The organism is Salinimicrobium sp. CAU 1759 (assembly GCF_054482715.1).
Genome location: NZ_JBTLRK010000001.1, coordinates 55,289 through 68,320 on the forward strand (window position 1 = coordinate 55,289; position 13,032 = coordinate 68,320).

Annotated in this window: 10 protein-coding genes; 2 read left to right on the forward strand and 8 right to left on the reverse strand. The window is 41.5% G+C overall.

Translation table 11 applies throughout. The features are described from left to right. Nucleotides 1-24: 24 nt before the first annotated feature. The 4 genes from ACXYMT_RS00205 to ACXYMT_RS00220 form a co-directional block, all read right to left on the reverse strand. A complete protein-coding gene (locus tag ACXYMT_RS00205) occupies nucleotides 25-576 on the reverse strand; it encodes a thioredoxin family protein (RefSeq protein ID WP_459057082.1) in 552 nt (183 codons plus the stop codon). Nucleotides 577-666: 90 nt separating this feature from the next. Then, the gene (locus ACXYMT_RS00210; RefSeq protein WP_459057083.1) at nucleotides 667-2,454 is read right to left on the reverse strand and encodes a peptide MFS transporter; all 1,788 of its coding nucleotides are present in this window, start codon (nucleotides 2,452-2,454) and stop codon (nucleotides 667-669) included. Next, on the reverse strand, nucleotides 2,454-4,046 hold the full coding sequence (locus tag ACXYMT_RS00215) for a peptide MFS transporter (RefSeq protein WP_459057084.1): 1,593 nt from the start codon (nucleotides 4,044-4,046) through the stop codon (nucleotides 2,454-2,456). The genes ACXYMT_RS00210 and ACXYMT_RS00215 overlap by 1 nt, the downstream gene beginning before the upstream one ends. After that, nucleotides 4,046-6,247: a S9 family peptidase gene (locus tag ACXYMT_RS00220; protein ID WP_459057085.1), complete on the reverse strand. Its 2,202-nt coding sequence runs from the start codon at nucleotides 6,245-6,247 to the stop codon at nucleotides 4,046-4,048. Before ACXYMT_RS00220 ends, ACXYMT_RS00215 begins: the two co-directional genes overlap by 1 nt. A 206-nt stretch (nucleotides 6,248-6,453) precedes the next feature. Here ACXYMT_RS00220 and ACXYMT_RS00225 point away from each other — a divergent pair, with 206 nt between their 5' ends. Together ACXYMT_RS00225 and ACXYMT_RS00230 are read left to right on the forward strand one after the other, a co-directional pair. Beyond that, entirely contained in the window at nucleotides 6,454-7,767 is a 1,314-nt protein-coding gene (locus ACXYMT_RS00225) for a hydroxymethylglutaryl-CoA reductase, degradative (RefSeq protein ID WP_459057086.1), read from the forward strand. Then, a complete protein-coding gene (locus tag ACXYMT_RS00230) occupies nucleotides 7,767-8,690 on the forward strand; it encodes a GYDIA family GHMP kinase (RefSeq protein ID WP_459057087.1) in 924 nt (307 codons plus the stop codon). Before ACXYMT_RS00225 ends, ACXYMT_RS00230 begins: the two co-directional genes overlap by 1 nt. 74 nt (nucleotides 8,691-8,764) lie before the next feature. Here the strand turns inward: ACXYMT_RS00230 and ACXYMT_RS00235 are convergent, their stop codons facing one another. From ACXYMT_RS00235 to lptC, 4 genes are all read right to left on the reverse strand, one after another. Then, nucleotides 8,765-10,885 carry a peptidylprolyl isomerase gene (locus tag ACXYMT_RS00235; protein ID WP_459057088.1) on the reverse strand — a complete coding sequence of 707 codons (2,121 nt, stop codon included), beginning with the start codon at nucleotides 10,883-10,885 and terminating at the stop codon, nucleotides 8,765-8,767. A gap of 100 nt (nucleotides 10,886-10,985) precedes the next feature. Then, the gene (locus tag ACXYMT_RS00240; protein WP_459057089.1) at nucleotides 10,986-12,272 is read right to left on the reverse strand and encodes a hemolysin family protein; all 1,287 of its coding nucleotides are present in this window, start codon (nucleotides 12,270-12,272) and stop codon (nucleotides 10,986-10,988) included. Between the two features lie 5 nt (nucleotides 12,273-12,277). After that, the gene (locus tag ACXYMT_RS00245) at nucleotides 12,278-12,469 is read right to left on the reverse strand and encodes a hypothetical protein (protein WP_459057090.1); all 192 of its coding nucleotides are present in this window, start codon (nucleotides 12,467-12,469) and stop codon (nucleotides 12,278-12,280) included. Beyond that, nucleotides 12,466-13,032 (reverse strand): LPS export ABC transporter periplasmic protein LptC, encoded by a 567-nt coding sequence (gene lptC, locus ACXYMT_RS00250; RefSeq protein ID WP_459057091.1) that lies wholly within the window; start codon nucleotides 13,030-13,032, stop codon nucleotides 12,466-12,468. Before lptC ends, ACXYMT_RS00245 begins: the two co-directional genes overlap by 4 nt.

Consider the following 13,032-nt stretch of genomic DNA (forward strand, 5'->3'; position numbering starts at 1 on the left):
GATCTACTTTTGGATTAGCCAATGTCAGTTGGAGACTACAAATTCGTTCTCAAAAGTTTCAGAATAAGCTTTAAAGGCTTCAGGGGAATTGATCTCTTTATAATCTTCACCTACGAACATCTTCAGAAATAATTCAAGCTGATGCGGCGTTCTGTAACCCGGAATTGGTCCTATGAGATTTCCTTTCTCATCAAAAAACACCAGGCTTGGGTATCCGGTGATCTTCATGGCCCGTGCAAAGTCATGCTGACTGTTTCGACCTCTTCGGTTAGGATCGAAATTCGGGTTCTTAAATGTTGTTCCGCGATAAGTTATCTCCTCTGTACCTTCAGCATTGAATTTGACAGGATAATAGTTCTTATTGATATACTCTCTCACATCTTCATTAGAAAAAGTGTTCTTATCAAGTAATTTGCATGGGCCACACCAGGTAGTATAAGCATCCATAAAAATTTTTTTCGGCTGCTTCTTTTGAGCTTCAAGTGCTTCATTCATGCTCATCCACTTGATCTCCTGAGATATAACAGTGGGAGCCGCGAACAACAAGATTATAAGGCTAAGTATGAGTTTTTTCATGTCTTTTCTTTCTCCTTCGCAATAGTCGTTCCTAATATAAAAAAATTACGCCCTCAAAAGAGGGCGTAAAATTACATTTTTGAAAGTTAATTATTTAACTCCATGCATCAACTTCTTAAGCAGCGGATTCAATAGAGCTACCAGTACTCCGGCGCCAATTGGTATTACAGTGAATATTAAGAAGAATGTAGAAAGGCTGTATTGTTCCGTGATTTCATCGATCATTCCTCCAAACGAACCTGCCAGCTTATTTCCAATTGCAATGGCGAGATACCACATTCCAAACATGAAGGCGATCATCCTTGCAGGAACTAGTTTACTAACGTAAGACAGCCCTAAAGGAGAAAGACACAATTCTCCCAGTGTATGGAAGAGATATGCTAAGATGAGCCAGATCATACTAACTTTTGCGCCCTCGGCAACACCACTGGAACCAAAAGCCAATAAACCAAAACCAACTCCAAGAAGGATCAAACCGAAACTATATTTCCATGCTGCAGAAGGATTATACTTGCTCTCCCACCATTTGGAAAAGAAGGAGGCAAACACGATTATAAAGAACGAGTTGAGGATACTGAACCACGAAACGGTAATTTCGGTAGCATTTCCCTGGAATTCTCTTACCAACATCCATATTACAATAGCCCAGATAATTCCGAAGCAAACAACAAGAACAATGTTGGAGCCAAGAACTCTCTTGTAAGTCTGTTTCCATAATAGATAAAGCACCCAGGTGATGATCATGAGCGGCACTACCGTAAGCAGCGTGTTGAAGACATTAAAAACAGTCGCACCGGTTCCTACCAGCATCCTGTCTACAGAGTCACGGGCAAAGATGATAAGAGAAGTTGCTCCCTGCTCAAAAGACATCCAAAAGAATACTGTGAAAAATGCAAAGATGATCACAGCAATTAATCGATCACGGACAATCTTAGTGTAACGCGCAATTCTGCTAATCACTAAAATTAGAAATAGCACAAGACCAATTAATGCAAAAGCCAAAGGCCCCGAAAACGGTTCTCCCTGAAAATCAAAAGGCATTACCGCCGGAAGGAGATTTAAATTACCAATCTTTGAAGACGGATCATTAATTAAATAGAGCAATCCTATGACCGAAGTTGCGACAACCAGGATCTTATCAAAAAGCGTAAATGGGTTATGGGAGTGATCTTTTACACCTGTTGCTTCTTCCCTGGCCTTTTCTTCAGCAAGTTTAGCCTTATCGGGCACTCCACCTATATTTCCAAAAAGAGGTTTTGCCAACCAGAATTGCAGCGTCCCAAGGAACATGAAGATTCCGGCAAGTCCAAAGCCCCAGCTCCATCCTACTCTTTCGGCAAGATAGCCGCAAAGCATCATCCCAAAAAAGGCTCCGGCATTAACACCCATATAGAAAATAGTATAAGCCCCATCCTTCTTATCGGGTTTACCGTCATACATTTCAGAAATAATAGAAGTAATGTTCGGTTTAAAAAAACCTGTACCTATTACCAGTAAGGCAAGACCGAAGTAAAGGGAAAACTCTGTTTCCAATGCCATGGAAGCGTGCCCGAGGGTCATTATTGCCGCACCTATAACCACGGCCCACCGATAGCCGGTGATCTTATCTGCAATAATACCCCCTGCTATTGGTGTTAAATATAATAATCCGGCATAGGTCCCAAAAAGAGCTCCTGCGTTCTCTGCGCTCCAACCCCAGCCGGGGTTGTCAACCCCTACAACTGCCATGGTGAGGAAGTTGATTAGCAGTACTCTCATTCCGTAGAACGAGAATCGCTCCCACATTTCGGTAAAGAAAAGAACAAAAAGGCCGGCGGGATGGCCTAAGACTTTGGATTTAAAGAAATCATTCTCTTCCGCAGGAACGGTTGCTGCCATTATCTTTTTCTTTTGTTTTCTTCTTTTTCTACAAGATCTTCATCACCAAGTTCCCACTTTTCCTGTTGAGGCAGCTCTCTCTCTTCATCTTCAACCCCATGCGTAAGACGCTTCAACGGTTTAAGCATAAGCAGTACAAGAACCGCAAAGGAAACAGTAAAGATCGTGATACCAAGGAAGATGCTACCATCTCCTGCTTCCGAAGAAAACTCTCCTACAATCCCTGCCACTTTATTTCCCAGTCCGGTTGCTGCAAAGTACACTCCCATCATTAAGGAAGCATATTTTACAGGTGCCAGTTTTGTAATAAAAGATAGTGCCACCGGTGAGGAACTCAATTCCCCAATGGTGTGGAAAAGATATGCAAGTACCAACCAGTACATTGCTGAAGCCCCGTCATTCTGGAATTCCATGGAAGCGAACACCATGAAGACAAATCCAAGTCCCATGATGATCACACCAATTGCCATTTTGAAGATGGATGATGCTTCTTTGCTTTTGAGTTTTCGTTTAGCCCAGAAGTTCGCTACAATAACACCAAAAATGATAATAAACAGCGCATTCAAAGACTGGAACCATGAAGCAGGTACTTCGCTGCCAATTAGCGGTAAACTGAAAGGTAAAGATCTGTCTGTTTTTTCAAGAGCATAGATATTCATTAATCCCCCGGCTTGTTCAAAAGCACCCCAAAAAACGATCACAAGTATAAATGAAAGAAGCATTACTACGTAGCGATCTTTCATCACCTGAGTAGTCAGGTCCTTATAAACCATGAGCATCATGGCAGTAACCAACGTGAGGAATATAAACAGGAAACCATAAGCTACGTCTTCTACAGCCAACCAATAGATAGAAAAAGCCATAAGAAGACCTGAGATGGCCAACTGCAAAGGAGACTTGAACAGTCCTTTGAACATTCCTCCAAAGGATGCTCCTGAATCTCTTTCAGCTTTAGAAAGAAGATTCCCTACTTCTCTAAGATACTTCTGGCCCCATAGGTAAACAAGAAGGCCAAATGCCATGGCGATACCTGCAAGACCGAAGCCCCAGTGCCATCCAATATTTTCTCCTACATATCCTACGATCAAACTGGAAAGGAAGGCTCCCAGGTTGATCCCAATGTAAAAAATGGTAAATCCTTTATCACGGCGAATGTCACCTTCTTTGTAGAGACCTCCAACCATGGTAGAGATATTTGGCTTCAACATTCCAACTCCGGCGATGATTAATCCAAGACCGGTGTAAAAGGCCCACATTTCTTCTACTGCCAAGATACCGTGTCCTGCAACCAGGATAATTCCACCCCACAGTACAGCTTTTTTCTGCCCCAGAAGTTTGTCAGCTATGATCCCTCCCGGAATGGAAGCTACATAAACCAGCATGGTATACCAGCCGTAAAGAGCTAAAGCTTCGGCATTAGTCCAGCCAAGCCCGGCATTACCGCCCTGGGTGGCACTTACAAGGTAAAGTACCAGAATGGCGCGCATTCCATAGTAGGAAAAACGCTCCCACATTTCGGTGAAAAATAAAACATAAAGACCTATCGGATGACCGAATAATTCACGGTCCTGCGGTGCTGTTGTTACTGCCATTATAGGGTTGATTTAATATTAGGATTAACTTTTAGATTTTCTTCAATAAAATTTGTCATGAGCGTGTAAAGATGCAGACGGGTATTTCCTCCATATATTCCATGGTTCCTATCGGGATAAATAGCCCAGTCAAATTGCTTGTTCGCCTGTACAAGAGCTTCTATCATCCTCATAGTATTTTGAACGTGCACATTGTCATCGCCAGATCCATGAATAAGCAGGTAATCTCCTTTCAGCTTTTCAACATGGTTAATAGGAGAATTCTCATCGTATCCTGAAGGATTCTCCTGCGGAGTAGTCATATACCTTTCGGTATAAATTGTGTCATAGAACCTCCAGCTGGTCACAGGAGCAACTGCGATAGCCATTTTGTAAACATCATTCCCTTTTAAAATCGCATTTGATGACATAAAGCCACCATAGCTCCAGCCCCAAATTCCCATATTCTCTTCATCTATGTAATCTCTCGCTCCAAGAATTCTGGCTGCTTCGATAACATCTTCAACTTCATATTTTCCAAGCTCCTTTTGAGTAACCTTTTTAAAAGCAGCACCTTTATAACCCGTACCGCGAGGATCAATTCCTACTACGATATAACCTTTGCCGGCAAGCATTTGATACCAATAATCATTCGTGCTGTTAAAACGGTTCCCCACTTCCTGAGAACCAGGCCCGGAATATTGAGCCACAAACAATGGATATTCATTGCTTTCCTTAAAATTTGGAGGCTTGATCATCCACATGTTGAGTTCTTCGCCATTTACTTCAAGAGTAGAGAACTCCTTTGGCACGATCTGGTACTCGGCCATTTTCTTTAAAAGCTCTTCATTATTAACAATCTCCCTTACCAGCTTTCCATTTTTGGCAAGATGAAGAGTGAACTCGTAAGGGGTAGTTGCGCTGTTATAGCTATTGATAAAGTAGGTGTAATCTGCACTAAAGTCTGCACTGTTCTGCCCTACTTTCTCTGTAAGTTGTTTTTTGTTCTTTCCGTTTGTCTTTACTGAAAACACATCCCGGTTGATACTTCCGTTCTCGGTACTTTGGTAGAAGATTGTTTTGGTTTTAGGATCGAGCCCATAGTAGTTAGTCACTTCCCAATTCCCTCTGGTCACCTGATTCTTCAGTTTTCCCGTATTGTCGTAAAGGTAAATATGGTTCCAGCCGTCCTTTTCACTGGTCCAGATGAAACTGTTATCTTCCAAAAATGTCAGATTATCGGTGACATCTACATAAGCATCATCGGTTTCGGTAAGAACTATTTTCGCCTGATTAGTTTCAGCATTTACGAAGATCAGGTCAAGAAGATTCTGGTGGCGATTAAGAACCTGTGCACTAAGAATTTTAGCATCATTAGTCCATTTGATCCTCGGAATGTAAAAATCATCGTAGTCTCCCAGATTAACATTAGAAAGTTGATTCTTCTTAAGGTCGTAAATGTGCAGACTTACCTCAGAATTCTTTTCTCCGGCTTTAGGATACTTAAAAGTGGTTTTTGACGGGTAAAGATCCTGCCCATAAACATCCATGGAAAACTCAGGCACTTCGGTTTCATCAAACTTCAAAAAGGCGATTTTTTCACCGGTTTCATTCCACTGGAAAGCTCGAACAAATGAAAACTCCTCTTCATAGACCCAGTCGGCTACTCCATTGATGATCTTATTCCACTCCCCGTCTGTAGTTACCTGGGTAACTTTTCCGGAAGCAAAATCCTTCACATAGATGTTATTTTCAAAGACATAAGCAATTTTATCTCCATTTGGAGAGAGCGTAGGTTCCTTGATCTTTTCTTCTGAAATTTTTGTCAGTTCTTTGCTGTTGAGGTCGTAAATGTAGAAGATTCCGCGGGTAGAGTGACGGTAAATGGGCTCGATCTCTGTTCCCAGGATCAATTTTTCTTCATTATTGCTGAATTCGTAACCCGAAAAATACCTAATATCCTCAAGTTCACTACTATTAAGGATCGTGCGGGTCAATTCACCGGTTTTGTAAGAGAAAGCATCAATGCTGGAATTTCCGGTGTTGCGGTCAAAATTAAGTACTACGTATTCTTTTCCGTTGTTGAGTGATTGAAGGGATTCCATTCTTTCCTGGCGAAAAGTACCTCCCCAAATATCTTCAAGTGTTATCTCTTTCTTCTGTGCGGTAAGTACCGAAGCAGCTGAAAGAAAAAAGGCTAAAAGCCCGGTGGTCAACTTCATATTCAAGATTAAAAAATTTGCATGCCAAGTTTAATAAAAATTCGGCTAAAAAACAGATTTTCTGCTGTTAAATCATAAGGAGATGTTAAAGAAAAAGAGTCGTAAACTCTTATTCTGGAGAAAACTCTTCACACCTCCTCACAATTTTCCTCTGGCTGCCGTATTTTCTTCAGTAGTTGTATCTTTAAACTTTCAAAATTTATACAATGGTTGACCCAATTACCGGCTTTTCCAGGCTTTCAAAAGAGGAAAAAATTGAATGGCTTAGCAAGACCTATCTGGCCGGGAATAAAGAAGCAAAGAAGATATTGAAGCAGTACTGGAATCCCGATTCCAGCCTGCAGCAATTACACGAGGAATTTACCGAAAACACCCTTTCCAACTACTATCTCCCTTTTGGCCTGGCTCCTAATTTCCTGATAAATGACCGCCTATTTGCTATACCAATGGCAATAGAGGAGAGCTCGGTCATTGCAGCAGCCAGTAAGGCTGCGAAATTTTGGGGCAAGCGTGGGGGGTTTAAAGCTGAAGTGCTGGGCACCCAAAAAATAGGTCAGGTGCATTTCATCTATAGAGGAGAAGATCATAAACTTCAGGAATTTTTCAATAACACAAAACCAAAGCTTTTAGAAGCCGTTGCTCCGCTAACCAAAAACATGGAAAAAAGAGGCGGCGGTGTGGTGAATGTGGAGTTACGGGACAAAACACATCTCTTGAACGGTTATTATCAACTCCACTGCACCTTCGAGACCAAAGATTCTATGGGGGCGAATTTCATTAACTCCTGCCTGGAACGTTTTGCTGAAACTTTTCAAGCTGAAGCAAAAGCTTATGATTCTTTTGATGCTTCTGAAAAAGACATTGAGATCGTGATGAGCATACTATCCAATTATGTCCCCGATTGTATTGTGAGGGCAGAAGTTTCCTGTCCCGTCGAAGAACTGGAAGATCACGGGATGACGGGAGAAGACTTTGCTTCGAAGTTTGTAAGGGCCATAAAAATAGCTGAAGCCGAACCTTATCGTGCAGTGACCCACAACAAAGGGATCATGAATGGGATTGACGCCGTGGTTCTGGCTACAGGGAATGACTTTAGAGCAGTGGAAGCAGGTATTCACGCTTATGCCTCAAAAGAGGGAAAATACACAAGTCTTTCTCACGCCGATGTTCAGAATGGAGTTTTTAGGTTCTGGATGGAAATACCTTTGGCACTGGGAACAGTAGGAGGATTGACAGGATTACATCCGCTTTCGAAGATTGCTCTGGAGATCCTGCAAAAACCTTCAGCCGAAGACCTAATGAAGATCGTGGCGGTCACCGGGCTTGCTCAGAATTTTGCTGCCGTAAAATCCTTGATCACCACTGGAATTCAGCAGGGACATATGAAGATGCACCTCATGAACATTCTAAACCAACTTCAAGCTACCCCTGCCGAAAAAGAGATTTTAGTGAAACATTTCAAGACCCACAATGTCTCCCACAGTGCAGTGGAAGAACAACTTGAAAAACTGAGAAGTTAATGCAGAAGTTCCACAGCTATGGCAAGTTATTGATAAGCGGGGAATATGTGGTCCTCGACGGAGCCACAGCTCTCGCTCTTCCCACCAAATTTGGGCAGACATTAAAGGTAAAGGAGATCGAGAAACCGCTGATAAAGTGGAGAAGCCTGGAAAATGACGGTACTGTGTGGTTTGAAGACGAATTTCAAACCGAAGATATTTTCGATCTCCAATTCTCAAAAGCAAATGAAAATAATGAGGTGTCAAAAATGCTATTTTTGGCACTACATGCAGCCGGAAGCATGAACTCAGAAATTCTAAAGGAAGGCACAGGGTTCGAAGTGATTACAGAAGTTGATTTTCCCAGAACCTGGGGTCTTGGCACCTCCTCCACACTTATTGCAAATCTTGCAAAATGGCTGCAGGTAAATCCATTTAAGCTGCTTGACAGCACTTTTGGAGGTAGTGGTTATGATGTGGCGCTTGGAATGTATGGCACCCCTCTAACATTCGCAAAGCAGGGTCTTGAAAATAGCATTTTAAAGACCTCTTTTGATCCTCCCTTTAAAGATCACCTGTTCTTTGTTCACCTTAACCAAAAACAGGATAGCAGGAAAGCTATAGAACACTATCGCCGGCAGGAAAAATCTTCTCTTAAAAGAGCAATTGAAAAGACCTCTGCGATCACCCATAGCATGATCACCTGCAAAGACCTTAGGGAATTCGAACTTCTTGTAGAGATACATGAAAATCTCATTTCGCAGCTTCTGGGTATTCAAAAGGTCAAAACCCGACTTTTTTCAGAGTATCCCGGAGCAATTAAAAGCCTTGGCGGATGGGGCGGAGATTTTGTTCTGGTTTCCGGAAATTCTCAGGATATGGATTACTTCAGAAGAAAAGGTTTTAACACCATCCTCACCTATGACGACATGATTCTGACTTAAATCTGGTAGATAAGGATCAAAAAAAATGCCCTCAAATAAATTTGAGGGCATTTTTTTATTATTGATATACTTTTCTAGTAGAACCTTGCGCGGTTATCCTCGATCTCTGCAGCTTCTTCAAGAGCTTCAAAAACTTCAGTATTTACAGTTGTTCTACGTGCAGTAGCTTCTCTTGCTGCATACGGCCTGTAAGATTCCATTTGAGGCGCATCGTTCTTTTGAAGTACTTTAATAACAAATACTCCCTTTTCACCTGCAACAGGGCTGCTTACCTTACCGGTCTCAAGACCAAAAGCGTAACCAACAACTTTTGGTTCACTTCCTACTCCGGGAAGAGTGGGGCTGTTACGGTTAACTGCATTGGCAGTATTCACCTGTACATTCTGGTTCTGTGCAATGGCTTCAAGTGTGCTGCCGTTAATACGCCCTTTAATAATCTCAGCTTTTTTCTCTTTCTGAAGAATAGGAATAACAGTTGAAGAAGCAGCTTCAGCAGATTTAAGTCCGCCTTTATTAACTGCAGTTACCTGAGCAACCACATAACCTGAAGGTACTTCAAATCTTCTAATGTCTCCAACTTCTACGTCTTCTTCAAAAGCCCACTGAACAATTCTTCTCTGAGCTCCAATTCCCGGGATATTCTCTTCGAGTTGCTGAATTTCTTTGACCGGCCTCACTTCTTTTCCTCCTTCTTTCGCGAGATCACTAAAGTTTCCATCTTTTGCAGCCAATTCAAACCTTGTAACTTCAGCAAAAAGTTCATTGGATGTCTTTTCTGAAGGTTCAATAGCTCTTGAGATCGTAGCAAGTTTTACCGCTCTTTCCCTATCTGTCTGCTCCTGTATGTGTATCACGTGGTAACCAAATTGAGTCTCAACTACTCCAATGGTTCCTTCATTGTTGTTGAATACAAAATCATTAAATGCCGGCACCATTGCTCCAGGAGTAAACCATCCTAGTTCCCCTGCATCCTCTTTATTAGAAGCATCGGCAGAGAATTGAGAAGCCATTTCGGCAAACTTATCGTTGTTGTTTCTTACCACATTAGCAAGACTATCGGCTAACTGTTGTGCCTCTTGCTTGCTCCTGCTAACCTGTCCTCCTACCGGAGAACCTTGCCAAGCTACAAGAATATGTCTTGCCTGTGCAGAATCGGGAATTTGTGCAGTTTCAACTACCCTGGAAATTCTCCATGAACCATTGAACTTGAAAGGACCATAAACTTCTCCTTCATTAAGATTGAAAAGAGAATCGGCATGTTCAGCCGGCAACTGATTCTTGAAAATGAATCTATCCTGAAATTTGTCATCAGATCTTTCATTGACAAGGGTTTCCCATTCACGTGTAGTTGCAAAACCTTCCACAGTATCATTAGAATTTGTAGCGGCATTAAATTCAACTCTGTTGTTTAGAAGGCCAAGTAGCTCAGTTTTAACTTCAGCTTCATCTTCGGGAGATGCTGACTCTTCGTAAAGAACATACTGGATATCACGGGTGGCCTCGGTTTTAAACCTACCTGGATGAGCTTTAATATAATCTCTTATCTCAGCTTTAGAAACTTCAACTTCAGCATCATCTACAGAAGTGTAAGGAATCTGTACAAACTCCATATCTACACTTTCATTAGCAAATTTGTAAGCCTGCTCTCCTTCTAAAAGCGTAGCTCCAACTCCGGCCCTTACCAGGTTAAGATAGATTTGCTCTCTGGCTGCTTCGGCAAGACTGGTTTCATAGTCAAGCCACTGCTGGTAAGCTTGTGGAGAAGTAGATTTCAATGTCGCAACATATTCTCTAAGTCTTGCCTCATCAAATACTCCGGCTTCATTCGTGAAATCTGGATTACCACCAAGTTCTTTTCTTATCATTTCCTTCACCTGTGCTTCTTCAACACGTATCCCAAGCTCTTCAAATTGCTCCTTAAGCAATGCCTGTCTTACGTTCATTTCCCAAACCCGGTTCACTGCCTGAGCAGTAGACGCATTTGGTCCCATATTGCGTTGGAAAGCCTCTACCTGCCTGGCGAACTGCTCTCTCTCAATATCTTCGCCATTGATGGTAGCAATTGTATTTTGTGATTTTTGGGAAACCATCCCTCCGTTCCTAATTACATCGGCCAAAACGAAAGAGAAAAGTGCCAAAGCAATGATAACGATCAGGAAGACCGAACGTTGCCTTATTGAATTTAATACTGCCATTATCTAAGTTGTTAATTCTAAAAATATAGGGGGCGAAAATAACGTTTTTAGCTTTATTAAAAAAACTATAAATCTTCAAAATGTAAGGAAATGATGGAAATTAATCTTCAGGATTCACAATGACCTCTACAAGCTCGATCCTGGTGTTGGCAACCTCTTTAATATGAAAGATAAAATTGTCAATTTCGACCACACCATCTTTAGGAGGGATTTCTTCGGTATGATCTAGTATATAGCCTCCCAAGGTCTCATAATTCTCTCCAATTGGTATGTCCAGCTTATAGGTCTCATTGAGATAATCAACCTCAAGTCTTGCAGCGAATAAAAATTTATTTTCCTCCAGCTTTTCTTCGATTAAAATAACCGGATCATGCTCATCCTCAATTTCCCCAAACAACTCTTCCACAATATCCTCTACCGTCATCATCCCACTCGTGCCTCCGTATTCATCAATCACCACTGCAATACTCTTTCTTTTTTTTATAAGAATATTAAGCACATCTTTCACTAACATAGTTTCAGGAACAAAAACTACCGGCAACAAAATAGATTTGATGGTCGATGGCTTTTTAAAAAGTTCAAAAGAGTGAATATAACCAATGATGTCATCAATGTTCTCTTTGTAAACAAGGATCTTTGATAGCCCAGTTGCGGTAAAGGTTTCCACCAGCTCCCTGGGATCTGTGGTAATATCAACGGCCACGATCTCGGTGCGCGGGATCATTACCTCCCTCGATTTTACTTCAGAAAATTCCAGGGCATTCTGAAAGATCTGAATCTCGGAATCTACCTCCTGGTCGTGTTCCACTTTCTCCATTTGCTCTGAAATGTAATTCCCAAGTTCAACCTTTGTGAATGCCAGCTGTACCTCATCCCCCTGAGTTTTAAAGAACCGCTTTAAGACGAGATCGGAAATCCATATAACAAACGAGGAAATGAAGCTAAATAGCAGGTAAAAAAGATAAGCGGGAACAGCGAAGAACTTAAGCAGGAAATTCGCATAGATCTGAAAGAATACTTTAGGAAGAAACTCTGCTGTCAATAATATGATAAGTGTGGAAATAATGGTCTGGGTAACCAAACTAAGGTCCGTTAGCAGGTATACGACAATTTCATTAGTGAAATTTCCAGGTGCGAGCAGCTCCATTAAGAGATCACCCATAAAAAACCCGTAGATCACCAGTGCAATATTATTTCCAACAAGCATGGTGGCAATGAACTTGGAAGGCTTACGTGTTAAGCGTGTTAAGATCCTGGCAAGAAAATCGTTCTGCTTTTTCTCGATTTCTACATGTATCTTATTGGCAGATACGTAAGCGATCTCCATCCCCGAAAAGAATGCTGAAAGGACGAGGGAACAGAGGATGATTACAATTTCAAAGGCCATAGAACCTATTTCTTACGGTTTCCATATTTATGCCTGAAGTGCCTCCTAAAGAAGAACATAAAAACACCAATTACAACAAAGAAAAGAAAAAGATAAGCCTGATTGCGCTGTTCATCCCAAATGACAATAGCCTCATAAAGAAAGAAAGCAGCTGCTGCCAAATAGGCAAATTCAAAGAATTTCGAAAATTTCATCATTTTTTGTCTTCTTCTAAAATTTGAACACCAATGTTAGACCTTGAACGGAAATTACTGAATTCCTGATTACTATCAAAACCCTGGCCTTCGTTAAGTGCGCCATTCTTAAATCGAATGATATTGGGACGATCTGTAAATACCCAGTTCCTTCTTTGGTCCCAGTAAAGCTGATCTGCCATTAATTTCGTGCTATCACTGGTAACCACCACCACGTTTCCCTGAAGATCAATTAGGCCAGTATCGTTATAGACCACGCCGTATTCAGCGGTGACAGTATTCTTTTTTCGCTCCTCATCAAAAAATTCGACCATAAGCCCGTCGGGAAATTCACGGTAGGGGAACTCTTTATTAGAGAAGTCTCTCATGGTCTCACTTTTCAAAGTAGCTACCACCAGGCCGGAATCAATATACTTTAAATGAATACCCGTGCCAATAGATTGCGGGGCGTCTTCCGGTATATCCATTTGCTGAACACCTTTTAAATTGCCTTCACATGAAAAAAGCATTGTCAAAACAAGGGTCGTGACAATGCTTTTAGAAATTTTCCTATATGTGGAATTCAT